This window comes from Arthrobacter antioxidans (assembly GCF_023100725.1).
Classification (GTDB): Bacteria; Actinomycetota; Actinomycetes; order Actinomycetales; family Micrococcaceae; genus Arthrobacter_D; species Arthrobacter_D antioxidans.
Genome location: NZ_CP095501.1, coordinates 25,307 through 49,542, shown reverse-complemented (window position 1 = coordinate 49,542; position 24,236 = coordinate 25,307). Strand labels below are relative to the sequence as shown.

The 24,236-nt window shown below is 67.3% G+C and carries 23 protein-coding genes, 1 tRNA gene and 1 pseudogene; 19 read left to right on the top strand and 6 right to left on the bottom strand.

Translation table 11 applies throughout. The features are described 5' to 3' along the window. Positions 1 to 1,109: 1,109 nt before the first annotated feature. The gene (locus MWM45_RS00230; protein ID WP_247827614.1) at positions 1,110 to 1,436 is read left to right on the top strand and encodes a hypothetical protein; all 327 of its coding nucleotides are present in this window, start codon (positions 1,110 to 1,112) and stop codon (positions 1,434 to 1,436) included. A gap of 114 nt (positions 1,437 to 1,550) precedes the next feature. Here the strand turns inward: MWM45_RS00230 and MWM45_RS00225 are convergent, their stop codons facing one another. Beyond that, on the bottom strand, positions 1,551 to 2,300 hold the full coding sequence (locus MWM45_RS00225) for an alpha/beta fold hydrolase (protein WP_247827613.1): 750 nt from the start codon (positions 2,298 to 2,300) through the stop codon (positions 1,551 to 1,553). A gap of 245 nt (positions 2,301 to 2,545) precedes the next feature. On the opposite strand from MWM45_RS00225, the gene MWM45_RS00220 reads away from it, so the two are divergent. The 6 genes from MWM45_RS00220 to mnhG are packed head-to-tail and all read left to right on the top strand — an operon-like array spanning position 2,546 to position 8,863. Then, positions 2,546 to 5,542 (top strand): Na+/H+ antiporter subunit A, encoded by a 2,997-nt coding sequence (locus tag MWM45_RS00220; RefSeq protein WP_247827612.1) that lies wholly within the window; start codon positions 2,546 to 2,548, stop codon positions 5,540 to 5,542. Further along, complete coding sequence (locus MWM45_RS00215) at positions 5,542 to 6,060, top strand: Na(+)/H(+) antiporter subunit C (RefSeq protein WP_247827611.1); 519 nt, start codon at positions 5,542 to 5,544, stop codon at positions 6,058 to 6,060. The genes MWM45_RS00220 and MWM45_RS00215 overlap by 1 nt, the downstream gene beginning before the upstream one ends. After that, positions 6,057 to 7,667 carry a Na+/H+ antiporter subunit D gene (locus MWM45_RS00210; RefSeq protein WP_247827610.1) on the top strand — a complete coding sequence of 537 codons (1,611 nt, stop codon included), beginning with the start codon at positions 6,057 to 6,059 and terminating at the stop codon, positions 7,665 to 7,667. Before MWM45_RS00215 ends, MWM45_RS00210 begins: the two co-directional genes overlap by 4 nt. Continuing rightward, entirely contained in the window at positions 7,664 to 8,212 is a 549-nt protein-coding gene (locus MWM45_RS00205) for a Na+/H+ antiporter subunit E (protein WP_247827609.1), read from the top strand. The genes MWM45_RS00210 and MWM45_RS00205 overlap by 4 nt, the downstream gene beginning before the upstream one ends. Next, positions 8,209 to 8,466 (top strand): MrpF/PhaF family protein, encoded by a 258-nt coding sequence (locus MWM45_RS00200; protein WP_247827608.1) that lies wholly within the window; start codon positions 8,209 to 8,211, stop codon positions 8,464 to 8,466. The genes MWM45_RS00205 and MWM45_RS00200 overlap by 4 nt, the downstream gene beginning before the upstream one ends. Positions 8,467 to 8,470: 4 nt before the next feature. After that, positions 8,471 to 8,863, top strand: a complete 393-nt coding sequence (gene mnhG, locus MWM45_RS00195; protein WP_247827607.1) for a monovalent cation/H(+) antiporter subunit G — start codon at positions 8,471 to 8,473, stop codon at positions 8,861 to 8,863. Positions 8,864 to 8,901: 38 nt separating this feature from the next. On the opposite strand, the gene MWM45_RS00190 is transcribed toward mnhG, so the two are convergent. Continuing rightward, on the bottom strand, positions 8,902 to 9,120 hold the full coding sequence (locus tag MWM45_RS00190) for a hypothetical protein (protein WP_247827606.1): 219 nt from the start codon (positions 9,118 to 9,120) through the stop codon (positions 8,902 to 8,904). A gap of 171 nt (positions 9,121 to 9,291) precedes the next feature. On the opposite strand from MWM45_RS00190, the gene glsA reads away from it, so the two are divergent. Continuing rightward, entirely contained in the window at positions 9,292 to 10,236 is a 945-nt protein-coding gene (gene glsA / locus MWM45_RS00185; RefSeq protein ID WP_247827605.1) for a glutaminase A, read from the top strand. Between the two features lie 191 nt (positions 10,237 to 10,427). Beyond that, positions 10,428 to 10,755, top strand: a pseudogene (locus MWM45_RS00180) (recombinase family protein); the annotation flags it as partial. A gap of 261 nt (positions 10,756 to 11,016) precedes the next feature. On the opposite strand, the gene MWM45_RS17715 reads toward MWM45_RS00180, so the two are convergent. Next, positions 11,017 to 11,406 carry a 3'-5' exonuclease gene (locus MWM45_RS17715; protein ID WP_418909710.1) on the bottom strand — a complete coding sequence of 130 codons (390 nt, stop codon included), beginning with the start codon at positions 11,404 to 11,406 and terminating at the stop codon, positions 11,017 to 11,019. Positions 11,407 to 11,552: 146 nt separating this feature from the next. Here MWM45_RS17715 and MWM45_RS00175 point away from each other — a divergent pair, with 146 nt between their 5' ends. Then, positions 11,553 to 11,996: a hypothetical protein gene (locus MWM45_RS00175; RefSeq protein ID WP_247827604.1), complete on the top strand. Its 444-nt coding sequence runs from the start codon at positions 11,553 to 11,555 to the stop codon at positions 11,994 to 11,996. A gap of 110 nt (positions 11,997 to 12,106) precedes the next feature. Beyond that, positions 12,107 to 12,322, top strand: a complete 216-nt coding sequence (locus MWM45_RS00170; RefSeq protein WP_247827603.1) for a hypothetical protein — start codon at positions 12,107 to 12,109, stop codon at positions 12,320 to 12,322. Positions 12,323 to 12,448: 126 nt separating this feature from the next. Here MWM45_RS00170 and MWM45_RS00165 read toward each other — a convergent pair whose 3' ends face one another. Then, the gene (locus tag MWM45_RS00165) at positions 12,449 to 13,168 is read right to left on the bottom strand and encodes a FadR/GntR family transcriptional regulator (RefSeq protein WP_247827602.1); all 720 of its coding nucleotides are present in this window, start codon (positions 13,166 to 13,168) and stop codon (positions 12,449 to 12,451) included. Positions 13,169 to 13,316: 148 nt separating this feature from the next. On the opposite strand from MWM45_RS00165, the gene MWM45_RS00160 reads away from it, so the two are divergent. Together MWM45_RS00160 and MWM45_RS00155 are read left to right on the top strand one after the other, a co-directional pair. Next, the gene (locus MWM45_RS00160) at positions 13,317 to 13,835 is read left to right on the top strand and encodes a gluconokinase (protein ID WP_247827601.1); all 519 of its coding nucleotides are present in this window, start codon (positions 13,317 to 13,319) and stop codon (positions 13,833 to 13,835) included. A gap of 43 nt (positions 13,836 to 13,878) precedes the next feature. Further along, complete coding sequence (locus MWM45_RS00155) at positions 13,879 to 15,279, top strand: GntP family permease (RefSeq protein ID WP_247827600.1); 1,401 nt, start codon at positions 13,879 to 13,881, stop codon at positions 15,277 to 15,279. Between the two features lie 184 nt (positions 15,280 to 15,463). Here the strand turns inward: MWM45_RS00155 and MWM45_RS00150 are convergent, their stop codons facing one another. Beyond that, positions 15,464 to 16,162 (bottom strand): LysR family transcriptional regulator substrate-binding protein, encoded by a 699-nt coding sequence (locus MWM45_RS00150; RefSeq protein ID WP_247827599.1) that lies wholly within the window; start codon positions 16,160 to 16,162, stop codon positions 15,464 to 15,466. A 54-nt stretch (positions 16,163 to 16,216) separates the two neighbouring features. Here MWM45_RS00150 and MWM45_RS00145 point away from each other — a divergent pair, with 54 nt between their 5' ends. The 4 genes from MWM45_RS00145 (at position 16,217) to MWM45_RS00130 (ending at position 22,522) form a co-directional block, all read left to right on the top strand. Continuing rightward, complete coding sequence (locus MWM45_RS00145) at positions 16,217 to 16,609, top strand: DUF5997 family protein (RefSeq protein ID WP_247827598.1); 393 nt, start codon at positions 16,217 to 16,219, stop codon at positions 16,607 to 16,609. 98 nt (positions 16,610 to 16,707) lie between these two features. Next, positions 16,708 to 17,499, top strand: a complete 792-nt coding sequence (locus MWM45_RS00140) for a hypothetical protein (RefSeq protein ID WP_247827597.1) — start codon at positions 16,708 to 16,710, stop codon at positions 17,497 to 17,499. Continuing rightward, on the top strand, positions 17,496 to 19,103 hold the full coding sequence (locus MWM45_RS00135; RefSeq protein ID WP_247827596.1) for a DNA polymerase Y family protein: 1,608 nt from the start codon (positions 17,496 to 17,498) through the stop codon (positions 19,101 to 19,103). The genes MWM45_RS00140 and MWM45_RS00135 overlap by 4 nt, the downstream gene beginning before the upstream one ends. Next, complete coding sequence (locus tag MWM45_RS00130; RefSeq protein WP_247827595.1) at positions 19,103 to 22,522, top strand: error-prone DNA polymerase; 3,420 nt, start codon at positions 19,103 to 19,105, stop codon at positions 22,520 to 22,522. Before MWM45_RS00135 ends, MWM45_RS00130 begins: the two co-directional genes overlap by 1 nt. Before the next feature lie 60 nt (positions 22,523 to 22,582). Here the strand turns inward: MWM45_RS00130 and MWM45_RS00125 are convergent. After that, positions 22,583 to 22,665, bottom strand: a tRNA-Leu gene (locus MWM45_RS00125). A 316-nt stretch (positions 22,666 to 22,981) separates the two neighbouring features. Between MWM45_RS00125 and MWM45_RS00120 the strand changes: the two genes are divergently transcribed. Both MWM45_RS00120 and MWM45_RS00115 read left to right on the top strand, forming a co-directional pair. Further along, positions 22,982 to 23,722: an FhaA domain-containing protein gene (locus tag MWM45_RS00120; RefSeq protein ID WP_247827594.1), complete on the top strand. Its 741-nt coding sequence runs from the start codon at positions 22,982 to 22,984 to the stop codon at positions 23,720 to 23,722. After that, positions 23,719 to 24,207, top strand: a complete 489-nt coding sequence (locus MWM45_RS00115; RefSeq protein ID WP_043442704.1) for an FHA domain-containing protein FhaB/FipA — start codon at positions 23,719 to 23,721, stop codon at positions 24,205 to 24,207. The genes MWM45_RS00120 and MWM45_RS00115 overlap by 4 nt, the downstream gene beginning before the upstream one ends. Positions 24,208 to 24,236 lie beyond the last annotated feature (29 nt).

Genomic DNA, 24,236 nt, shown 5'->3' with positions numbered 1-24,236 from the left:
GAAGCTGGCTGCGGACGGGATCCTGAGCGATAGCGCTGTCCTCAGCCCGGCGCGAGCCCACCACTCCCCGTGACCTCGAAATCCTCGTGACCCCGACGTCCCCGACGCCTGAGCGCGTCGCTCTCCGGTCCGCCCCATGTCATTCACTAGTAGGTGTCCTGCCGCATGCGTGTTATCCGGTGACCGGGCGGAACTGCTCTCCACGCCCCCGCTCACCGGGTAATCGCCGAAGCCGAAAAAGATGTCCTGCAGGATCCGGGCAAGCTCCTGAGGGGCACTGGAACCCTGCCGGCCAGCCAGCGGGTCCTCGAAGGGCATGGCGTCATAAAGTGACAGGGGAATCGGCGCCGTCGTGGGCGTGAAGCGTATGCCGTTCCAGGTTCCCGTGACCGCAAACGTGCCCCAGGTGACACCCGATGCCCTCTCCGACTGCTGCACCTGGTCCCAGTCCCACCCAAGAAGCTCGGGCCCGGTGCATTGCGGCGGATACGACTCCTGCACCCCGCCAAGGCAAAAACGGGGTAACGCCTCCCCTGCTTGAAGGACGGTGCCCTGACCCATGACGGAACCCGGCGCCGCGGGAGGGACGAATCCACCACGGCCAGTGTAAGAATCGGCGTCCGGAGTAGCCGTCGGCCCAACGATGGGCCCTCCGCTCGGTGCCTCCACCGGCTCGCTACCCGGATTGCCCGGGGTGGCGCACGCAGCGAGAAAAGTCGCCGTGAGAACCGCGATTCCCAACCGTGCCGACCATGTCATGCACCCATCATCAGCTGGAACCTTCCGGCACACCACTGCTCACGGGGAGCAGCACCGATTCGCAAGCCGCGTGCTTGAAACGAATAGGCACATCTAAACGCCTCAGACGGGTCGATGCTGGCCCACGGAACGCACCACACGGCCCAACACATCCGGCTGCCATGCGAGGTCGGCGAGAAACGTGCACTCACAAACTCTGTCACCTAAGCCTCGCCCACCATCCAGTAATCTGCATCTCCCGTCGTCTTAGTCAAAGGATCCTTTGACCGGACTGGAAATAGCGGGCGCTGGGCTATCCGCTTTCGATCGCTTGACGTGGGTGGCGCCCCGAGCATCTCTATCGTGGAGACATGATCGGATCAATGCACGTGCGAGACGTGAAGCGGCTCCTCGAGCCCATGTTCGAGTCAATGCTCAGCCTCAGAGAGCTACGGTCATTCACGTTCCGATTGGAGAGGGTCGCCGACGGCGTCGAGCTTCCCGACGACACCAACATCGAGACGAATGACGCCTGGCTCCGATGGCAAATACTGGGTGAAGAGGGCGGCTCGGGCAGTCTTCCTCTGGATGACGGTGCAGATGCACTTGTCCGCTTTGTGCAGAGCGACCTGCAGGACTTCATCGCCGAGAGCCAGTTCGGATGGGGCGAACTCCGCGGCCCCCGCAACCTGCTCTGACCACCCACGCTTCATCCGGTAGCCGATGGATTGAGCGAGCCACGATCGGCATCGCTTCAGACGACCGCTTTTGCCAAGGGCATCCCCCTGAAATACGTCCTAGCAAACGGTGGCTCAGATGATGCGCTCCCTAAGCCACGCGGTAATGCGCTGGTTGAACCATTCCGGCCGCTGCAAGGGGATGCCATGGGCGAGCCCCTCCACGACCTCAAGTTCGCTGCGTGGTAAAGCTGCGTGCACTGCCCTTGCAGAGTCGCGCATCAGGCGACCTTCGCGTCCTCCCACCATCACCAAAGCGCGGCCTGGGAATGTGTGCCATTCTTCGGGAAGTCTAAACCTCATATTCTCACCCACCGCAGTAACCAAAGATTCTCTGGTGATACTGCTGCTCGTTCTAATGTAATTCTCCATCTGGCGAGGCGAGATAAACAACTCCCGGGATTGCAGCTTGGCGAACCAACGATGGCGGGCTAGTGGTGCGGTAATACCAAGAAGTTTGAGAGTGAACTTCGTGAAGGGCATTGTCTTCGCCTGAGCACTGATGATTACCACCTGGCGAACGAGCTCGGGGTGTTCGGATGCGAGCTGAATTGCCAGCTGCGCTCCGAGGGAGAAACCTATGACGGTCACGGGTTGGTTGGGAACCATGTCAGTAAGGATCTGGGTGAGCTCGCGCACCGTTTGGGAATGGGAGACGTAAGGTTCAGCGGCGCTGTGACCATGCCCGGGGAGGTCAGGCACAAGCGTCAGATGTGCACTTTCAAGTTGTTGCTGCAGCGATTCCCACATCCATCCAGCCACTCCTCCGCCGTGAAGAAGCAGCACGGGTGAGGTGTTCTCGGGGCCGGAAGAAGCGACATACATGGTCTTATGTTCTCAAAGCTTCCACTGCGCTTCATTTTTCATTGTCGTCCGCGACCGATCGTACGAGGACCTCTGGCTGAAGCATCCGGTTTGGTGGTTCGGTCCTGGCCCGGCGGAGCGCGAGGGCGAGAATTCTACAGGGCCGCTCCCGGTGAAGACCGGGTCGTCCTCGGATGCCGGGTGGCTCGTGGTGCACCGGTAAGCTGGAAGGCCTTGACCGTCCACCATCGGAAGGCCATGGTCTGGTGCTGATCATCCTGATAGGTCTGTTTGCGGGTGCTCTCATCGCGCCATTGCTGTTCGCACGGTTCGGCCGGTCGGCGTTCTTCGTTCTTGCTGCTTTCCCCGCTGCGGGCTTTGTGTGGTTGATGTTTTCACTGCCCGCTGTCCTCACTGCCGACCAGCGGGCCTTGCCCGGCCAGCCGAATGCCCCACCGTCAGTCACGATCCCGTGGATCCCGAGTCTGCAGCTTGAGTTGGCTTTCCGGATCGACGGTCTTGCGGCCGCGCTGTGCATCCTGATCCTCGGCGTGGGCGCGCTCGTGCTCTTCTATTGCGCGCGCTACTTCAAAAGTGATGACCCTGACGTCGGCGCCTTCGGAGCCCAGTTGCTCGCCTTCGCGGCCGCGATGTTCGGGCTGGTCCTGGCGGACGATCTCCTGCTGATGTTCATCTTTTGGGAACTGACCACCATCCTGTCCTACCTGCTGATTGGTTACTCCCGGCACCGGTTGTCGGCCCGCCGGTCGGCCCTGCAGGCCCTGATCGTCACGACCTTCGGCGGTCTGGCGATGCTCGTGGGCCTGGTCATGATCGGTGAGGCAGCGGGAACGTACCGCATCTCCGAGATCCTTGCAGGCGCAGATGCGCTGGTCGCCCAAGGAACCCTGATTGATGTCGCGATCGCCCTGGTGCTGGTGGGCGCCATCACGAAGTCCGCGCTTGTGCCGTTCCACTTCTGGTTGCCCGGTGCCATGGCCGCCCCGACGCCGGTCAGCGCGTATCTGCACGCTGCCGCGATGGTGAAGGCCGGCGTCTTCCTCGTGGCACGGTTCGCGCCCGGGTTCAGCGAGACCGCGTTCTGGCATCCGGTGATCCTCGTCCTGGGTATGACGACGATGCTGGTGGGCGGGTGGCGGGCGCTGCGCCAGTTCGACCTCAAACTCGTGCTCGCGTACGGCACGGTCAGCCAGCTCGGATTCCTGACCATGGTCGTAGGACTGGGCGGAGCCGATGGTGCGCTTGCCGGTCTCGGTTTGTTGCTGGCTCATGGGTTCTTCAAGGCCACGTTGTTCCTGGTGGTCGGAATTATCGACCACCAGACGGGCACCCGAGACATCAGGAAACTGTCGGGGGTCGGTCGAGGCGCCCCGGTCCTGGCACTCACCGCAATTGTTGCGGGTGCTTCCATGGCTGGGGTGCCACCCTTGTTCGGGTTCGTCGCGAAGGAATCTGTGTACGAGGCGTTCGTGCACCGGGCCGAGGACGGTGTCGCCGGCACCCTCCTGCTCGGCGGGATCGTGCTCGGGTCCATCCTGACCTTCGCCTACAGTGCACGATTCGTATGGGGGGGCTTCGCCACAAAGCCGGGCGAAAGCCCGACCCCGATCAAGCGGATCCGTAAGTCCTTCCTGATCGCGCCCTGCGTCCTCACCGCCTGCACCGTCGTCTTCGGTATCTGGCCGGCCCCTTTGGACGCGGCCGTGCAACCGTATGTGTCGCTGTTCGAGGCCCCCGAATCACCCCCGTATCTGGCCCTCTGGCACGGTGTGAATCTGGCCCTGATGTTGTCGGTCATCACCCTCGTCTGCGGGGCCATGATGTTCTACGCGCGGCTGCGGATCGAACGGTGGCAGGACACGTTGTATCCAGTATTCGATGCCGAACGCACCTACAGGAACAGCATCGGCGTGCTCGACGACGTCGCCGTATGGGTGACAGGCAAAACGCAGCGCGGCTCCCTGTCCTTCTACCTGTTCGTCATCCTGACCATGGCGGTAGCAACCCCGCTGGCAGCGTTGATCCTTTTCGACGCCCCGACGCCGTCCAGTTTCATGATTGCGGAATCAGCCGCCCAGGTAATCGTCGGCGTGGTGATCCTGGTCGGGATCGTCGCGGCGTTGCGCGCGCAGAAACGGTTCACGGCTGTCCTGATGGTGGGCATCACCGGGTACGGCATGGCGTTGATCTTCGCCTTGCACGGCGCCCCGGACCTCGCGCTCACCCAGGTCATGGTGGAAACGATCGTGCTGGTCGCCTTCGTCCTCGCCCTGCGCTCCCTGCCGCCCCGATTGGGAGACCGCGCAGCCAGTGTTAACCGCTGGTTCAGGGCGGGCCTGGGGATCGCGTTCGGCGGCACCATGGCCGTGATCGCGATGTCCGCCATGGCCTCGCGCAACGCGGCTCCCATCTCCCTCGCCTACCCGGAGATGGCCTACGACGGCGGCGGCGGAGCCAACGCCGTCAATGTCCTCCTCGTGGACATCCGCGCCTGGGACACCTTCGGGGAGGTCACCGTCCTCGCCATCGCCGCAACCGGCGTCGCGAGCCTGATCTTCGTCCGCGGCCGCGGGGACAAGCGACACCGGGCCGCTGACGTAGAGGACGGCTCGGTGGACCGGGGCCAGGAACCCCTGGACGCCCGGGGTCGCGGCAACGCAGCCCGTGAACTCGCAGCCCAGTTCGCTGGTTCATCCAGGGACCCGTGGCTTGTTGCCGGGCAAACCCTGGCGCCGGAGCGCCGGTCCATCATCTTCGAGGTCATCACCCGGCTGCTCTTCCACACCATCATCATGCTGTCCCTGTACCTGCTGGTCGCCGGCCACAACCTGCCCGGCGGAGGCTTCGCCGGAGGACTCACCGCAGGGCTCGCCCTCGCCATCCGCTATCTCGCCGGCGGACGGCTGGAACTGGCCGAAGCCAGCCCGGTCAGCGCCGGCGCCCTGCTGGGCATCGGGCTCGCGATCGTCTCCCTCACCGCGGTAACACCCCTGCTCTTCGGCGGGGCGGTCCTCGAGAGCTACATCCTCGAATTCTGGCTGCCGGTCTTCGGCGACGTGAAGTTCGTGACGTCCACCATCTTCGACATCGGGGTCTACATCATCGTCGTCGGACTCGTCCTGGACGTCCTGCGCAGCCTCGGCTCGAAAATCGATGAACGCAGCGAATCAGACCCCGAAGACGATGACCTGCTCACCCAACACCAGCAGCGCACGGACGACGGCGAAACGGTGGCCCGGTAATGACCATCAACATCACCCTCATCGTCATCATGGCGGCGTTCTTCGCCGCCGGGATCTACCTGCTCCTCGAACGCAGCCTGACCCGCGTGCTGCTCGGTCTGATCCTCCTCGGCAACGGGGCGAACATCCTGATGCTCGCCATGAGCGGCGGCGGCGGCACATCGCCGCTCTACGTCTCGGGAACCCCTGCGGAGGAGTACACGGACAGCCTGCCGCAGGCCCTGATCCTGACGGCGATCGTCATCACGTTTGCGGTCACCGCGTTCATGCTCGGCATCATCTACCGTTCATGGGTCCTCGGCCGCGCGGACGTCGTCCAGGACGACCCCGAGGATCGCCGCGTCGCGGACCAGAGCAGCTACGACTGGGAGGACGACGCCGACGTCCCCGTCGAGACCACAGAATTCGTTCACGAAATACCCGACCCCGCTGACCTATCTCAGGGCAGCGTCGATGAGGCAGAGGAACGACCCGGAGTGCAGCGCATCAACAAACTGAACCACAAAGGACAACGATGATCGCCGCCGACCTGGCCCCCCTCGCCGTCGTCCTGCCGTTCCTCGGCGCGGCCGTCACCTTCCTGCTCATCCGCCACTCCCGGGCGCAGCGCGCCGTCAGCATCACCACCCTCAGCATCACCCTGCTCATCGAGGTCGTCATACTCCTCGCCGCCCCCTCCACGGGGACCCACGCCGTCCACCTCGGCGGCTGGGCAGCACCCTTCGGCATCGTGCTCGTGGTCGACCAGTTCTCGGCCCTGATGCTCGTCGTGTCCTCCGCCATCAGCCTCGCGGTGCTCATCTACGCCGCGGGCCAAGGGATAGCGGACGGCGACGAGGACGGACCGGTCTCGATCTTCCACCCCACCTACCTCATCCTCGTAGCCGGGGTGTCCAACGCCTTCCTCACAGGGGATCTGTTCAACCTGTACGTCGGCTTCGAGATCCTGCTGACCGCGAGCTACGTCCTCATGACCCTGGGCGGCACCGCGCCGCGCATCCGGGCCGGGGTGACCTACGTCGTGGTCAGCGTGGTGTCCTCCATGCTGTTCCTGATCGCGATCGCGATGATCTACGGGGCGACCGGGACGGTCAACATGGCGGATCTCGCGGTGAAGCTGGAGACGGTGGACCCGGCGACCCAGCTGGTGCTCCACCTCATGCTGCTCGTCGCCTTCGGCATCAAGGCGGCGGTCTTCCCGCTCTCCTTCTGGCTCCCGGACTCCTATCCCACCGCTCCTGCACCCGTCACCGCCGTGTTCGCCGGCCTGCTGACCAAGGTGGGCGTCTACGCCATGGTCCGCGTCGAGACACTCCTCTTCCCCGGCGACCGCATCAACACCCTGCTCATGGTCGTCGCGCTGCTCACCATGATCGTGGGCATCCTCGGCGCTCTGGCGCAGGACGACATCAAAAGGCTGCTGTCCTTCACCCTCGTGAGCCATATCGGCTACATGGTCTTCGGGCTGGCCATCTCCACACGGATCGGACTCGGCGCCGCCGTCTACTACGTGGCCCACCACATCACCGTGCAGACGAGCCTCTTCCTCGTCACCGGACTGATCGAGCGCCGGGGCGGGACGGCGAACATGGACCGGCTCGGGGGACTGGCGAAGCTCTCACCGCTGCTCGGCATCCTGTTCTTCCTGCCCGCCATGAACCTCGCCGGCATCCCCCCGTTCTCCGGCTTCCTCGGCAAGCTCGGGCTGATCCAGGCCGGCGTGGACCTCGGGACACCGCTGGCCTACCTCCTCGTTGCGGGTGGGGTGGCCACCAGCCTGCTGACCCTCCTGGTCATGGCCCGGGTCTGGAACCGGGCGTTCTGGCGTACCCCGGACGACGCGGAGGACCCGGACCCCATCCTGCTCGCGAGCAAGGCCGACGGCTCCAGAATCGGCACCTCCCGCCACGTCACGGGCGAAGACGCCGGGAGATTCGCAGGGAGGGGCCCGGTGACCCTGCTGCCGCGCACCATGACAGGCCCCACGATCGGCCTCGTGGTGTTGGGACTGTCCCTCACCGTCCTCGCCGGGCCGCTGTTCACCCTCAGCGACAATGCGGCCCAGGAGATGCTCGACCGGACCCCCTACATCGAGGCCGTCCTCGGGCCGGGGGCCGACGGATGAGCCGCCAGCGCATCCCCCTCGTCACGGAACTGCCGCTCGTCATCTGGCTCGTCCTCGTCTGGGGAGCGCTGTGGCAGGACTTCAGCCCCGGCAACCTGGTGTTCGGGGCCATACTCGCGTACGCCGTCGTGAACTTCTTCTACCTGCCGCCCGTCCAGCTGACCGGGCGCTTCAATGTCCTTTGGCTGATTCCCTTCCTCGGGCGGTTCTTCTTCAAACTCATCACCGCCAGTGCCGAGGTGTTCTGGCTCGCCCTCACGAAGGGGCCGCAGCTCAGGAGTGCCGTGGTGGCCGTGGAGCTCCGCAGCAGCTCGGACTTCCTCGTCACCGCCACGGGCCACGCGATCTCCCTGATCCCCGGATCCCTCGTCCTGGAGGTTGACCGCTCCACCTCGACCCTCTACCTCCACTGCCTCCACGTGAATGCGCCCGAGGACGCCGAGGCCATCCGCCGGGACGTCCGCGCCACGGAGGGCTGGCTCATCCGAATTATGGGTACCAAGGCGGATCTCGCCTCCCTTCGCGCCGAGGAGGCAGACCGATGAACGCCGTAATCTATCTAGTCGGAGGGATACTCTCTGTTGCGGCCCTCCTGGCCCTGTACCGGGCCGTCCGCGGGCCGTCGATCCTCGACCGCGTCCTGGCGCTCGACGTCGTCCTGGCGGTCGTCGGCGCGGGTCTGGTACTGAACATGGTGGTGGGCCGCCACCTCGACAACCTCGTGCTGCTCGTGACGATCTCGCTCATCGGTTTCATCGGCTCCGTCACCGTCGCCCGCTTCGTCACCGACAGGAAGTGACCCCATGATCAACGACGTGATCGTGTCGGTCCTCCTGCTCGGCGGGGCGCTCATGTCCCTGGCGGCGGGGATCGGCCTCGTGCGCTTCCCTGACCTGCTCTCCCGCATGCACGCCGCGACCAAGCCGCAGGTCCTCGGACTGCTGCTCCTCCTCCTGGCCCTCGCCGTCGAGTTCGAGAGCTGGGTGCTCGTGCCCGTGCTGGTGCTGTGCTGGATCTTCCAGCTCCTCACCAGCCCCGTGTCGGCGCACATGGTGGGCCGGGCCGGCTACCGCACGCGGCACCTGCGACGCGACCTGCTCACCCTCGACGAACTCGACGACGTCGTGACACGCGCAGCCCGCAACGACGCATCTCATCAATCAGGTAGACCGGCGCAAATCGACACCCAGGAATGAGGTGAAGGCGCTTCAGAGCAGTCGTGTCGGCTTATCGCTCATCGATCTTCACGGTGGGGACGCTCCATCGCCCACCAACGGTGGAAATAGTGGGCGCCGATCGCCAGGAAGAAGCAGGTAAGAGACAGCGCGATGAAGAACAGTGGACCGACGATCAAGGGACTGAACACCGCATAGTTGAGCCACCATCCGGCAATCACGCCGCTCACCAGCGCAGCAGCCAACAGCCGACCTCGTCGCACTGGTTTCTCGCTCATGATGGTTCCCTCCGCCCTGCCTCTTGAGCCGTCGCTCTTTAAGTCCAGCACAACAGACTGCTCTGCAGACACACAAACCATCACAACAGACTCAGTGGCACACTTTGCTGCACGCAGTCGATTGCACCCGTTACTGCCTTCATTGAGCACGATCTGTGTCACCGTAGACGGATGACACCGGACGCAGGAACCTATGACCTCGAGGATCTGCGGACGCGGGTCATGCAAGAGAACGGCGGATCGGTGGACGACAGCATCCCCGAACTCGCCGCCGCGGACGCCGACCAATGCACGCTGGCCCTGGCCCTGCCCGACGGGACGGTGCGCGGCACTACGCAGGCGGAGTCGCCGTTCAGTGTGCAGTCGGCGGTCAAACCGTTCCTGTTCGCCCTGGCCCTGCTGGACACCGACGGCGACGCCCTGGACCTCATCGGAATCGAACCGACCGGCGAAGCCTTCGACGCGATCAAGCTCGAGAGCGGTTCCGGCCGCCCACCCAACCCGATGGTCAACGCCGGAGCGCTGCTCACGGCATCGCTCATCGACGGCAGCGATGTCGACGAGCGTAACGAGCGGATCCTCCGAGGCCTCTCCGCCTTCGCCGGGCGTCGGCTCGAAGTGGATGAAGACGTCGCCCGCAACGAGCACCTCCTCGGCGACCGCAACCACGCCCTCGCACACCTCATGCGGGCGGAGGGAACCCTGCACGTCAGTGCCGACGATGCCGTCGCCGTCTACGCGCGCGCCTGCGCCGTCCTGGTCGACGTGAAGGCACTCGCGGTGATGGGGGCGACCCTCGCCTGCGGCGGAGTCAACCCGGTGACGGAGAAGCGCGTCGTCCCGCCGGGCGTGGCTCGCGACGTCGTCTCGGTCATGGCGACCTGCGGTGTGTATGACGGCTCAGGCCGTTGGATGCGTGGAATCGGCATCCCCGCGAAGTCCAGCGTCTCCGGAGCGATCGTGCTCTCCGCCCCCGGGCGACTCGGTGCCGCGGTCATAAGCCCACCTCTCGACGAGCAGGGGACCAGCGTGCGCGGGCGAGTCGCCTCCGACCTTCTGAGCGTCGAGCTCGATCTGCACGCCTTCGGCTCCGCGACCGGCGGCGACCGCGGGTAACGCGCGTCCCGCACCGAGCAGTGACCTCGTCGAGCATCGCCACCTCGACCCTGGTGGTCACCGACTTACCTCGACCATCGGAAGTGCGCACTGTCCGGTCTCCCCCCCCCCCCGGAAGACCTCGACTTGGCATCACAGCGGACGGCATGCGTCGAGCATATTGATGCATCCGGTGATGGCCGCATCATCTCCGGCGACCGGTCGCCCTGAGCCTCGGTGCCGGCGTTTACGATCCCACCGACCCCGTCGGCCGATTGCTCTTGAACGTCCTCGGCATGGTCGCTGAGTTCAAAGCCGACCTCATCCGGATGAGAACCCGGGAAGGCATGGCAGTCGCGAAAGCCGAAGGCCGGCTACGCGGAAAAACAACCGACACTGTCCGCATCCCGTCGAAAGCACCTCCTCGGGCTCCACGACGAAGGCGAATACACCCACGCCGAAATTACAGAACTCTTCGGCATCTCCCGGACCACCGTCTACCGTGAGCCGCAGAGCCGATTGAACACGACCGTGCCGTAACGAACCCGGCAAGACTCCTCGCGTTCCTCGGGGCGGCACATTGACCGAGTGAAACTACCCTCCGTTGAACACCCCGTAGCTGTGCATCAGGCATGCAGGCCCAGAAATAAACGTAAGGCGGGTACAAAACGTCTTCGTTGAGGTGGGACGAGCGGAACGGGCTTGGCCACCCCACCGTAGGCCGTGCGCCTCGCTGCCGCCCGCAGCCGTCCAGTCAAGGGATCCTTTGACTGGATCGACAACTGGGCGGCCCGACTGAGATCAGCCTCCTGCTCGTTGCTCGTTGTCTTCACCCATTTGCAGTTCGCTTGAATCGCCAAGCGCGACACATGACTCCTTCGCCCGCGTCAACGCCACATAGAGCACACAGTGCTCGGGTTCCAACTTATGAAGCCCCCCCGCCAGCGTTTGCTCGTCCTTTGCGGACAAAAAAACACCTACCCGGGGCCACTCTTGTCCCTTCGCCTGGTGAACGGTCAAGCCCGGAATGAGATCGTCTCGCTGCAGCCGCCTGCGCAACGCTTCGACTTCTAGCTCCCGAATTGGTTCTCCTTGTTTTGGCAGTCGAGATGGGCGTCTACTCGCACCAAGATTCAGGGCTGCATCACGTAGGAGGTGAAGCACACGAGCTGCACCAACATTATTAATCATCGCCTGAAGGACTGGTTCGAGAACTGCAGTTTGAATGGGCGCCAACCGGGCCCGGCTGTCAGGTTCAGCTTCCCAAATAATAGAACCTGTGTTCTATTTTAAGGAACCTGTCCGAGGGACGGCAGGAAGGACCAGGAGAAACACCCATGGCGACCACGACCACCCACCGACGGAACACCACCCACCAGCACACCCCCACACAGAACGGCAGGACAGGCAGCAGGACGGGCAGTGGGGCCGATGGTGGGGCCAACAGTGGAACCGATGGTGGGCTGGGTGCTGATCTGGTGCTCGATGAGGCCGCGGCCGTCCGGTTCCTGCCCTCAGGGCTCCCGCTGGCGCTGCGCTGGCGGGGCGGCCTCTGGCAGGTCATCGGCACCCCCACCTCCTGGTCCACCCCGAACAATCGGCCAGGATTCGTGTCCGCGCCGACCCCCCTACCCATGCCCGGCAGTAGTGCCGGCACCCGGTTCTGGCGGTTTCAGGCACAGACCGGGCCGGCGTCCCCGGTGCTGGAGTTCGAGATGAGCGCGGACCCCCGCTCGACGGATTGGCAGCTGCGCCGCGTCACCACCGTCGACGGGTTCTGAACCGGCGGCTGGCAGGCAGCGACCGGGGCATGACGGGGTTATGGGCGGCTCAAAAAGGTACGGCAAGTATTACGCCAGGCTGATGGACGAACGAACAAGAGGAGTTCGTCATGCGCGAGGAGCTGATCATGCTCACCGCGGCCGAGCTCGACGTCGAGAACAACCGGCCCACCGACTTCCCGGAGCCACGCCAAGTGTACGCATGGGTCCGCTACCCCTCGAAGGCCATCCGGGTCCAGGCACACGCCATCTCCTACACCAGGACCGCGGTCAGGATCAGATTCCTCGAACCCGTCATCATGATCCAGCGGGAAGGCTGGGTATGACCCTTGTGTGCCCACGTGCGTTGCCTGTGCAGCCAGATCACGAGAACCTTTTCCTCCGAGTGGTACTGCCTCGAATAGATCGGGAAGCGTGGAACTGCCGCACCCGCGGGCCCTCTGCTCGTCCTGCTAGTCGATGGCCTCGCTGACCTCGGCGAGCAGGGATCCCATGCACGCCTCGGCGGTGGCCGCGTCGCCGCTTCGGATCGCGGATGCCACCTGCTCGTGGGTCCACAGTGCGTGTTCCTTCGGATGGTGCGGCATGAGGCCCTGTCGGGTCCGGCCCGAGAGCACCTCGGCGATCACCTCCCGCAGGGCCAGGAACATCTCGTTGCCGCTCGCCTCGAGGACGAGCGTGTGGAACTCGATGTCCGCCTCCAGGAATTCCTCGAGCAATCCGGCTTCGCCCAGCCGCCGCAGGTCCTCCCCGAGCGCCGCGATCCGCAGGCGTTGCGTGCCGGAGGCGTGCCGGGCCGCAAGGGCCGCCGCGACCGGTTCGACGGCGCGGCGCAGGTGCGTGAGGGAACGGAACTGGTCCGCCCGCCCCGGGCCGTGGAGCCGCCACCTGATGACCCGGGGATCGTAGACATTCCACCGCTCGGGGCCCTGCACCACGAGTCCTATCCGGCGTTTGGGCACGATCAGGTTCATCGACTCCAGCACCCGCATGCAGTCCCGCACCACGGTGCGCGAGACCCCGAACTGCTGCTGCAGGCCCTCGATCGTCAGGCGCGTGCCCTCGGGCAGCACGCCGTCCGCGATGTCCTGGCCCAGCGCGTCGATGATCCGCGTATGGAACACCGCGGCCGCCTCCCCCGGTGATCCCGCCGGTACTGACTGCGACGTCATCGTCCTCCTCCATGCGCCGGCGGCCACCCGGCCGATCCCCTAACGATAGAGCGATCGTGCAAACCCGAAAAGGTACTACCTTTGACGTGAAAGGTGTTACCTTTACTCCGATCGCGAACCGTTCCACAGCACCGACAAGGGAGTCAGCATGGATGCACAGCCACACCATGTGGTCGTCATGGGTATCTCCGGGTCCGGGAAGACCACCATCGCCACCCGCCTCACGGAACGGCTCGGCTGGGTGTTCGCCGAGGCGGACGACTTCCACCCCGCGGCGAACATCGCGAAGATGACCGCCGGCACGGCGCTCACCGACGAGGACCGCTGGCCCTGGCTGGAGTCCATGCGCGCCTGGATGACCCTCCAGGCGCAGGCGGGCCGCAGCACCGTCGTCACCTGCTCCGCCCTGAAGCGCTCCTACCGGGATCTCCTCACCGGGGCAGAGGGTCGGGTGCGGTTCGTGCACCTGCTCGGCGACACCGACCTCATCCTCGAGCGCATGAAGACCCGCAGCGGCCACTTCATGCCGGAGTCGCTCCTGCCCTCGCAGCTCAGCACCCTCGAACCCCTGGAACCCGATGAGCTGGGCATCCGCATCCAGAACACCGGTACGCCCGACGACGTCACGACCCACGTCATCGACCAGCTCGACCTGCCCAGCAACTGACCCCCCCCCACCCCCGATCCGCACCACTTTCAATGGAGAAAACATGACCATCGAAGGATGGACCCAGAGCCTCACCGCCGGTCCGCTCCTCCTGATCGCCGCAGCGGCCATCCTCGCGCTGCTGTTCCTGATCATCAAGCTCCGCATCCACGCGTTCGTCGCCCTGATCCTCATCAGCCTCGCCACCGCCTTCGCCACCGGGATCCCCACGTCGCAGATCGTCCCCGTGATGGTCAGCAGCTTCGGCACCACGCTCGGCGCCGTGGCGCTGCTGGTGGGCCTCGGCGCGATGCTGGGGCGCCTGGTCGAGACCAGCGGCGGCGCGAGGGTGCTCGCCGACTACCTCATCCGGGCCTTCGGCGAGAAGCGGGCACCCCTCGCGCTCGGCGTCGCCTCGCTGATCTTCGGCTTCCCCATCTTCTTCGACGCCGGCCTCGTGGTCATGCTGCCCATCGTCTTCTCCGTCGCCCGACGCCTCGGCGGCGGCGTGCTGCGCTACGGGCTCCCCGCCGCGGGTGCCTTCTCCGTCATGCACATCTTCGTGCCGCCGCACCCGGGACCCGTCGCCGCGTCCGAGTTCTTCGGTGCGAACGTGGGCCTCGTCATCATGATCGGCCTCCTCGCCGCGATCCCCACGTGGTACGTGACCTCCTACCTGTACGGGCTCTGGGCCGGCAAGAAGTACGTCCTGCCCGTCCCCGAACTGCTCGGCACGGCCGACGAGCACGCCGAGGCGAACCCGCCCAAATTCGGCACCGTCGTCGGGATCCTGCTGCTGCCCCTGGCGCTGATCTTCCTCAACACGGGCCTGAACACGCTGGCCCGCTCGGGTGCGGTGGACGAGAGCGTGACGGAACAGGGATGGTTCCAGCTCCTGCGCATGCTCGGCGAGACCCCCGTGGCCCTGCTGATCACCCTCCTCGTGGCGTCCTACGTGCTCGGCCGTCGCCGCGGGATCGACAAGACCGCGCTGGAGAGCACGCTGGAATCGGCGCTCGGCCCGGTCTGCTCCGTCATCCTCATCACCGGCGCCGGCGGCATGTTCGGCGGTGTCCTCCGGGCCAGCGGCATCGGCGACGCACTCGCCGACGTCCTCGGCGATCTCGGCATCCCGATCATCTTCGCCGGCTTCCTGATCGCCGCGATCCTCCGCATCGCCCAGGGCTCGGCGACCGTGGCACTGACCACCGCCGCTGGCCTCATCTCCCCCGCGATCCTCGCCGGCGACTACAACGGCCTGCAGTTGGCAGCCCTCGTGGTGGCCGTCGCCGGCGGTTCCGTGGTGGCGAGCCATGTCAACGACTCCGGCTTCTGGCTCGTGGGCCGCTTCTTCAACATGGACGTCAAGACCACCCTGAAGACGTGGACCGTCATGGAGACCACGATCGGCGTCATGGGCTTCGCCATCGCCACCGCCGTCTTCGCCCTCGCCTCGGCAACCTGACGCATCACGGCAACACCGGCCCGTCCCGCATCGCGCGGGGCGGGCCTTTCCGTGTCCGGGTAGCAGGTCGCGGGCCAGGGAGCGGATTGGACCCGCGATCGCCTTCGGTGCGCACCTGTGGCGGGTCACTGCGCCACACACGCGCCGCAACTACGCACCGGGCAGGCCCCCACCGCGGGGGAGGTCAGCGCCGTTTACCGCGGGACCCGGCAGGACGCGCGGGCTTCCGCGGCTTCCCCGCCCCCTTCTGCTCGCGGGGATTCCCGCCGGCTGCGGCCTTCTTCGCGGCGGCCTTTTGGGACGCGGTCCTCTTCGGGGCCTCACGCTGCGAGGGCTGCCGTGAACTCTGGGCCGTGCGTCCGCGCACGATGCCGATGAACTCCTCGACGTCGTCGGACTCGTCCTCCACACGCCAGGCGATCCCGATGGTCGTCACGGGAAGCCCCGGGACGGGGCGGTGGACGGCGTCCTTGCGTGCGTACAGGCGGGCGAGGGACATCGGCAGGACGACGACTCCGGCGCCGGTCGCGGCGACCTCCACGGCAGTCTTCGGGCCGCCGCACTCCTCGATGTCCAGCAGGGACTCCCCCTCGAGTTCCCCGAGCGGTACGTCGTCGTAGAGGGACAGTTCGTTATCGCGCGCCATGACCGCGACGGGCTGCTCGTCGTAGAGGGGGATCAGGTGGATCCCGGTGCGCTCCACCGGCAGGCGGACGAAGACGACGTCGTCGATTCCGTCCAGCAGCGCCGTGAGGGCGTCGTCGTGCTGGTGGAGTGCGAGGTCCACCCCGGGGTGCCGTTCACGCCACCGGGCCACCCACTTCCCCGGCGTCACGCCCGGCACGAAGCCGACGGACAGGGTTCTGGGCTGGTCTGCGGGCATCTGATCACAGTAGCCCCTGCCGACGACGGCGAGGCGGACGGTTAAGCTGGGACCATGACTCCCGCGAAAACCCCCCAGACCCTGAAGCCCGCCACGGCGGCCAAGAAACTGGGAATCTACCTGCCCGCCGCCCCGCAGGACTTCCAGGAGGCCGAGCTGACGCGTGCGGAGTTCGACGAACTGCAGCAGACCCCTCCGGAATGGCTCGCCGAACTGCGCCGCACCGGCCCGCACCCGCGCCCCGTCGTCGCCCAGAAACTCGGCATCTCCATCGGCGGACTGGCCCGCGGTGGCCTCACGGATCCCCTGACGAGCGAGCAGATCACCGCCCTGCTGCAGGACCCCCCCGCATGGCTGGTCACGGAGCGGGCCACGCAGGCGGCCGTCCGTGCGGAGGCCGCGCGGGTGAAGGAACGCGACGCCGCGCGCAAGGCGACCGACGCCTGAGCACGGCACGGGACGGAGTCCCATGCGTCACTTGGGCCCCGGCCCAGGAGTGAGGCACGACGATTGACTTATTCGAACACCTGTTCGAATATTGACGAGTGACGCCTCCAGCTGCCGGCTCCGCCCTCCACAGGGACGAGCCTTCCCCCGATGCCGGGACAACGCGGCCGGGGGCGACCGGCGGTCGGGGAATCCCGGACACCACCCTCGACCTCCAGGCCCGCATCAACAGCATGCAGGCCACCACCCTCGATTCCCGCCGTCTGCCCACGGTTCCGGCCCTCGCGCACATCCTGCCGGGCGGAGGCCTCCAGTCGGGGGGCTCCTACACCGTCCGCAACTCCACCACCCTGGCCATGGCCCTGCTCGCCGGCCCCTCCTCGACCGGCGCGTGGTGCAGCGTCATCGGCATGCCGGACTTCAGCGTGGAGGCGGCCGAGGGCTTCGGCATCAACCTCGACCGCCTCATCCTGGTCCCCGATCCCGGCTCCCAGTGGCTCACGGTCACCGCGGCGCTCGTGGACGTGGTCTCCGTCATCCTGACCCGCGCCCCGGACCACCTGGCGCCCACGGAATGGGCCCGGCTCAAGGCACGCCTCCGGCAGCGCGGAGCGGCACTCATCACCCTCGGCAACTGGAAGCAGAGCGACTCCACCCTCGGCGTGGCGGAGAGCGCGTGGGGGGGCCTCGGGTCGGGCTCGGGCCACCTGCGGTCCCGGCGCCTGAAGATCACCGCGACCCAGCCCTCAGGGCGGCTCCGCCACGCCTACGTGGGGCTGGCGGACCTGCAGGACACTTCTCCGGAGGCGCCCACCGCCCTCGCCCCTCCCGGACCCTCCTTCGCCGGGGCGTCCACCCTGTTCGAACCACGGCTGATGAAGTCCTCGTGACGGCCACACCGCCGGCAGGGACGGCGACCGCCACCCGGACCATGATGCTCTGGTGCCCCGACTGGCCCATCACGGCGGCCCTGCGCGAGCATGCGCTGCCCGCCGACACGGCACTCGTCCTCGTGGACCGGGGGGAGGTCTTCGCCTGCTCCCCCGCAGCACGGCAGGACGGCGTGAGGAGGGGATTGCGCGTCCGGGAGGCCCAGGCCCGCAGCACCGGACTCGTGTCCCTCCCGTACGACCCGTCACTGGACGAGCGCACCTTCGAACCGGTGACCGCGGCTGTGGAGACGATCATGCCCGGCGTGCAGGTCATCCGCCCCGGGCTGTGCGCCATCAGGATCAAGGGCCCCGCGCGCTACTACGGCGGCGAGCGCGGGGCCGCGGACGTGGTCTTCCGGACCCTCGCGGCCATCGGCCTCACCGACCTGCGGATCGGCATCGCGGACGGCCCGTTCGCCGCCGAACAGGCCGCCCGGGCCACCGACGAACTGGACGACGACGTCGAGCGGCTGGTCGTCATCCCCGAGGGTGGATCGCCCTGGTTCCTCGGCAGCTACCCCCTGGACGTCCTCGAACAGCCGAAGCTCACCGTGCTGCTCAAGCGCCTCGGCATCCGCTCCCTCGCGGATTTCGCGGCGCTCAGGGCCTCCGACGTCCGCAACCGCTTCGGCGCCGAGGGTGCCCTCGCGCACCGCCAGGCGAGCGGACTCGACCACCGGGACGTCGTCGCCCGGACACCCCCGCCGCATCTGGACGCCACCGCGGATTTCGAGCCACCCCTCGCCCGCATCGACCAGCTGGCCTTCGCGTTCCGCACCCGGGCCGGCGAGTTCGTCGACGGACTCCGGGAGGCGGGACTGGTGTGCACGGCGCTGCAGGTCCGTCTGCACACGGAGTCGGGCGAGGTGTCCGAGCGCCGGTGGCGGCATCCGCGCTGGTTCGACGCCGACGACGTCGTGGACCGCGTGCGCTGGCAGCTCCAGGGCACCAACGCCTCGGACCACGGCCTGACCTCCGGCATCACGCGGGTCCACATCGTGCCCGGGATCGTGGAGGACCTCGCCGACCACGCGGACGGCCTGTGGGGCACGGGACCGGACGCGGGGATCCACCACGGACTGGCCCGCGTGCAGAGCATGCTGGGCCACGGCGCCGTGCTGACCGGGATCATCGCCGGGGGCCGGCTCCTCGCGGACCGCCGGGTCTTCATCCCGTGGGGAGACGCACCGGCCGGCCCGCAGCAGTCCTCGACGGCGAAGGCCAGGGACCGTACGCAGCCCTGGCCGGGCCGCCTGCCCGGTCCGGCACCGGCCACGGTGTTCGCCGACCCCGTGCCCGCCGTCGTCGTCGATTCCCGGGGCAACCCGGTGGACGTGGACCCCCGCGGTCTCCTGACCGCCGATCCCTCCTTCTTCAGCGCCGGGCCCCACGACGATCGGCGGCCCGTGCACTCCTGGGCGGGCCCGTGGCCGATCGACGAACGCTGGTGGGACCCCGCGGGGCGCGTCCTCAACCGCTTCCAGCTGGTGGACCACTCGGGATCGGCCTGGCTCCTGCTGCTCGAGGACCACGCGTGGTGGGTCGAGGCGAGCTACGACTGATGGGCTGGAACAACCCCCCCATCCCGTGGTCGGACTTCGAACGGAACCTCGCCGACACCCGGCCCGGCGCGCCGCCCGTCGGGGCCGACGGCGGCGACAGCCCCGCCTGGTCCCGCAAGCGCCGGCCCTACACGGCTCCCGCCGAGGTCCCGGCCCCCGAGGGGCCCGTGGTGCCGTACGCGGAGCTGCACGTCCACTCCAACTTCAGTTTCCTCGACGGCGCCTCCAGCCCCGAGCACCTCGCCGAGGAAGCCCAGCGGCTCGGACTCACCGGTATGGCGCTCACCGACCATGACGGGCTGTACGGCGCGGTGCGCTTCGCGGAGGCCGCCGAGAAGCACCCCGGGATCTCGACCATGTACGGGACGGAACTCTCGCTCGGCCTGTCCCGGCCGCAGAACGGGGAGGCCGACCCGGAAGGGCGGCACCTGCTGGTCCTCGCCCGCGGATCCGCCGGCTACCACCGCCTGTCCACGGCCATCACCGACGCCCAGCTCCACGCGGACGCCGAGAAGGGGAAGCCCCGCTACGATCTCGAACGCCTCGCAGGGCATGCCGCCGGCCAGTGGATGATCCTCACGGGCTGCCGGAAGGGTGCGGTCCGCTCGGCGCTCGTCGCTGCGGGTGAATCCGCGGCCGAGGCCGAGCTCCGGAACCTCGTCGACCTGTTCGGCCGGGAGTCGGTGGCCGTCGAGCTCGTCAACCAGGGCAATCCCCTGGACACGGCGCACAACGACGCCCTGAGCGCCGTCGCGGCCCGCGTGGGGCTGCCCACCGTGGCGACCAACAACGTGCACTACGCGACACCGGAGCAGCACCGGCTCGCCTCGGCCCTGGCTGCGGTCCGGGCCCGCCGGAGCCTGGACCAGATGGACGGCTGGCTTCCCGCGGCCGGCGCCGCCCACCTGCGCAGCGGTGCGGAGATGGCACGGCGTTTCCGGCACTACCCCGGGGCGGTGGAGCGCACGGTGGACATCGCCGCGGACCTCTCCTTCACCCTGCGCAGCGTCAGGCCCGGGCTGCCGACCATCGACCTTCCCGAGGGCCACACCCAGATGAGCTATCTCCGCGAACTCGTATGGCAGGGGGCCGACAGGCTCTACGGGAGCCGGACCGACGTCCGCGACCGCATCGAACGCGAGCTGGACGTCATCGAGAGCAAGAACTTCCCGGGCTACTTCCTGATCGTCCACGACCTGGTGCACTATGCGCGCCGCAACGGCATCCTGTGCCAGGGACGGGGCTCGGCCGCCAACTCGGCGGTCTGCTACCTGCTGGAGATCACCGCCGTCGATTCCATCAGGTACCAGCTCCCCTTCGAGCGCTTCCTCTCGAGCATGCGCGACGAGGAGCCCGACATCGACGTCGACTTCGACGCGGACCGCCGTGAGGAGGTCATCCAGTACGTCTACCGGAAGTACGGGCGCTTCAACGCCGCCCAGGTGGCCAACGTCATCACCTATCGTCCCAAGTTCGCCGTCCGGGACATGGCGAAGGCCCTCGGCCACAGTCCCGGCCAGCAGGACGCCTGGTCGCGGCAGATCGAGCGGTGGGGAGGGCTCGTCTCCAGCACCGACCACGACATCCCGGCGTCCGTGGTGGGCCTGGCGCAGGAGGTCCTGACGTTCCCCCGCCACATGGGGATCCACTCCGGCGGCATGGTGCTCACCGATCGCCCCGTGGGAGAAGTATGCCCGATAGAGCATGGAAGGATGGAGGGGCGGACGGTCCTGCAGTGGGACAAGGACGACTGCGCCTGGATGGGGCTGGTGAAGTTCGATCTGCTGGGTCTCGGCATCCTCGCGGCGATCCAGTACAACTTCGACCTCGTGGAGCGGCATTTCGGGGAGAAGTGGGAGCTGCACACGATCCCCAAGGAGGAGCAGGGCGTGTACGACATGCTGTGCTTCGCTGACTCGGTGGGGGTCTTCCAGGTGGAGAGCCGCGCGCAGATGGGCATGCTCCCACGGCTGCAACCCCGACAGTTCTACGACCTCGTCATCGAGGTGGCCCTCGTGCGGCCCGGCCCCATCCAGGGTGGCGCCGTCCATCCCTACATCAAGCGGAAGACGGGCGAGGAGGAGGTCCGGTACCTCCATCCCGACCTCGAACCGGTCCTCGAACGGACCCTCGGCGTCCCGCTCTTCCAGGAACAGCTCATGCAGATGGCGATGGTGGTGGGCGGCTGCTCCGGGGCGGACGCCGACCTCCTGCGCCGCGCCATGGGATCCAAGCGCGGGGAGGAGCGGATCGACTCCCTCAGGGCCACGCTGTACGAGGGCATGGCCGCCAACGGGATCACCGGCGACGTCGCGGACACCATCTACAACAAGATCCACGCCTTCGCGAACTTCGGCTTCGCGGAGAGCCACTCGATCAGCTTCGCCCTGCTGGTCTACGTGAGCGCCTGGCTGCGCCTGCACTACCCCGGGGCGTTCCTCGCCGCCCTCCTGAGGGCGCAGCCGATGGGGTTCTATTCACCGCAGACGCTCGTCGCCGACGCCCGGCGGCACGGAGCCGTGGTCCTGCGGCCCGACATCCTGCACTCCGGGGTGCACGCCGACCTCGAACCGCTCGAGGGCTACGAGCCCGCCGATGATCCGTCCGGGCGCACCACCGGGACGGACTGCTGCACGGAGGACGAGCAGCCCCCGGTCGGCTACTTCGACCGGGACACGCCGTTCGACTCGACAGCCCACCGCCGCGACGGCAACTACGCGGTGCGGCTCGGGCTGGCCGGCGTCGACACCGTCGGGGAGAAGCTCGCCGGGAGGATCGTCGCCGAGCGGGATCGCAACGGGGCCTACGAGGACATGCCGGACCTCGCGCGCCGCACGGGTGCCAACGCGGGCCAGCTCGAGGCCCTCGCGGCGTCCGGTGCCTTCGACTCGATGGGCCTGAGCCGCCGCGAGGCACTCTGGAACGCCGGACCGGCATCCACCGAGCGCGAGGGCCAGATCAGGGGCACGGCCGTCTACATCCAGCCTCCCCTGATGCCCGAACTCTCGGACATCGACAAGGTGGGCTCCGACCTGTGGTCCACGGGCATCACCCCTGACGACCACCCCGTACGCCACGCCCGGGCCCGGCTGAAGCGCCGCGGCGCCCTGACGGCGCAGGAGCTCAGGACGTCCGAGTCCGGCCGGCGGATCGAGGTGGCGGGAGTCGTGACACACCGGCAACGGCCGGCGACGGCCAGCGGGATCACCTTCATGAACCTGGAGGACGAGACGGGACTGGTGAACGTCATCTGCTCCGTGGGGGTGTGGCAGCGCTATCGCCGCGTCGCCCGGGAGGCCGGCAGCGTGATCGTCAGGGGCATCCTGGAGCGGTCCGCCGAGGGGATCGTCAATGTCGTGGCGGACCGCATCGAGGTCCTGCAGCTGAAGGCGACCACGAAGTCCCGCGACTTCCGCTGACGGGCCCGGATATGACGAAGGGCCCCCGCTGAGCGGGAGCCCTTCCGAGTCGTTCATCTGTGCGCGAGGGGGGATTTGAACCCCCACACCCTTTCGGATACTGGCACCTGAAGCCAGCGCGTCTGCCGTTCCGCCACTCGCGCAATTTCGAGATTCCAACACCTGCACCGGCAGGTGTTGTGAACAGCAGAGATAAGCATAACGGAGCGCGGCGGCAATTACCTAAACCGCCCCCCAGGACGGGCCCCCGGGCGTACCTGCACGGTCCGCGACGGCGGACGATCGTTAGGACAAAGTAATCCTCGACGTGACGGCTTGGAGCCCATTCGCAGAGGCTCCCAGTAGTATCGGATGGAACATGCCCGGCTGGACATTCCCATGACCATGGCCGGGCCACGCCCCTCAGCACCCTGCTGACCGGGGCCCGGACACCTGTGTGGCAGGGGGAGGAGGCGGAAGATGGGCATTCTCGACAACGTGGAGCGTGGACTCGAGAAACTGGTCCGCGGAGCCTTCACCACCGGGGCCCGCTCCCAGGTGCAGCCCCTCGAGATCGCCAGCGCCCTCCGCAAGGAACTGGACAACCGGTCCCTCGTCCTCGCGCAGGGCCGCACCCTCGCCCCCAACGTGTTCACCGCCCGGCTGTCCGATTCCGATTTCGAGCTCGCGCAGCAGTGGGGCTCCGCCCTCGCCGAAGAACTGTGCGACGTCGTCATCGCGCATGTGAACAGCCAGCATTACAGCCTCCAGGGACCCGTCCGCGTCTCCTTCGAGCACGATCCGGAGCTCAAGGCCGGCGTCTTCGAGATCGATTCCTCCATCGAGAAGCAGACCGCCGCCCAGCGCCCCCAGGGCCCGTCCGCGCCCACCGCCCCGCGCCGCCAGCCCACGCGCTACCAGCCGATCCTCGAGATGGACGGGCAGCGGTACTCGATCAATTCCGGCTCCATCGTCCTGGGCCGCTCCTCGGAAGCGGACATCCTCGTCGACGACACCGGGGTCTCCCGGCGCCACCTCGAGATCCGGGCGCAGGGCGGCCGGATCTACGCCGTCGACCTCGGCTCCACCAACGGCAGCTATGTCAACGGGCAACGGGTCATCGGGCAGGCCGAACTCACCGACGGGTCCACGATCACCATGGGACGCTCCCGCATGACGTTCCATCTCCTCCCCACACAGGACGGGACGGGCCACCGATGAGCGAGGCCGGAGAGCTCACCGTCACCCTGTTCCGCTTCGGGTTCCTGATCCTGCTGTGGGTCCTCGTCCTCAGCACGGTCGGCGCCCTGCGCCGCGACCTCGCCGTAGGACGCCGCAACAGGGTGGGGGCACCCACGGCGCGCGAGATCCGCAAGAATCCCGAGCTCGTGGAGGAACCTCCCCCCGCACGCACCTCCGCACGCCGCCTGGTCGTCACCGAGGGTCCCCTCACCGGCACCAGCCTCGACCTCGCAGCGAGCCCCATCCTCCTCGGCCGAGCCCAGGAAGCCACCCTGGTGCTCGAGGACGACTACGCCTCGGGCCGTCACGCCCGCCTCTTCCCGCAGGGCAGCCGCTGGTTCATCGAGGACCTCGGCTCCACGAACGGCACCTACCTCGCAGGAGCCCAACTGACGCGCGCACTGCCCGTCGAACCGAATGTCCCCATCCGGATCGGTAAGACGGTCATCGAATTGAGGCCGTAGGCGTGCAGCTTGCCCTGAGGTTCGCTGCC

Coding starts and splice junctions, on each gene's coding strand:
- MWM45_RS00170 (WP_247827603.1), top strand. CDS start 12,107: ATGCGCGAGGAGCTGATCATGCTCACCGCGGCCGAGCTCGACGTCGAG.
- MWM45_RS00215 (WP_247827611.1), top strand. CDS start 5,542: ATGACCATCAACATCACCCTCATCGTCATCATGGCGGCGTTCTTCGCC.
- mnhG (WP_247827607.1), top strand. CDS start 8,471: ATGATCAACGACGTGATCGTGTCGGTCCTCCTGCTCGGCGGGGCGCTC.
- glsA (WP_247827605.1), top strand. CDS start 9,292: ATGACACCGGACGCAGGAACCTATGACCTCGAGGATCTGCGGACGCGG.
- MWM45_RS00230 (WP_247827614.1), top strand. CDS start 1,110: ATGATCGGATCAATGCACGTGCGAGACGTGAAGCGGCTCCTCGAGCCC.
- MWM45_RS17715 (WP_418909710.1), bottom strand. CDS start 11,406: ATGATTAATAATGTTGGTGCAGCTCGTGTGCTTCACCTCCTACGTGAT.
- MWM45_RS00210 (WP_247827610.1), top strand. CDS start 6,057: ATGATCGCCGCCGACCTGGCCCCCCTCGCCGTCGTCCTGCCGTTCCTC.
- MWM45_RS00155 (WP_247827600.1), top strand. CDS start 13,879: ATGACCATCGAAGGATGGACCCAGAGCCTCACCGCCGGTCCGCTCCTC.
- MWM45_RS00150 (WP_247827599.1), bottom strand. CDS start 16,162: ATGCCCGCAGACCAGCCCAGAACCCTGTCCGTCGGCTTCGTGCCGGGC.
- MWM45_RS00130 (WP_247827595.1), top strand. CDS start 19,103: ATGGGCTGGAACAACCCCCCCATCCCGTGGTCGGACTTCGAACGGAAC.
- MWM45_RS00160 (WP_247827601.1), top strand. CDS start 13,317: ATGGATGCACAGCCACACCATGTGGTCGTCATGGGTATCTCCGGGTCC.
- MWM45_RS00175 (WP_247827604.1), top strand. CDS start 11,553: ATGGCGACCACGACCACCCACCGACGGAACACCACCCACCAGCACACC.
- MWM45_RS00115 (WP_043442704.1), top strand. CDS start 23,719: ATGAGCGAGGCCGGAGAGCTCACCGTCACCCTGTTCCGCTTCGGGTTC.
- MWM45_RS00190 (WP_247827606.1), bottom strand. CDS start 9,120: ATGAGCGAGAAACCAGTGCGACGAGGTCGGCTGTTGGCTGCTGCGCTG.
- MWM45_RS00205 (WP_247827609.1), top strand. CDS start 7,664: ATGAGCCGCCAGCGCATCCCCCTCGTCACGGAACTGCCGCTCGTCATC.
- MWM45_RS00120 (WP_247827594.1), top strand. CDS start 22,982: ATGGGCATTCTCGACAACGTGGAGCGTGGACTCGAGAAACTGGTCCGC.
- MWM45_RS00145 (WP_247827598.1), top strand. CDS start 16,217: ATGACTCCCGCGAAAACCCCCCAGACCCTGAAGCCCGCCACGGCGGCC.
- MWM45_RS00200 (WP_247827608.1), top strand. CDS start 8,209: ATGAACGCCGTAATCTATCTAGTCGGAGGGATACTCTCTGTTGCGGCC.
- MWM45_RS00165 (WP_247827602.1), bottom strand. CDS start 13,168: ATGACGTCGCAGTCAGTACCGGCGGGATCACCGGGGGAGGCGGCCGCG.
- MWM45_RS00225 (WP_247827613.1), bottom strand. CDS start 2,300: ATGTATGTCGCTTCTTCCGGCCCCGAGAACACCTCACCCGTGCTGCTT.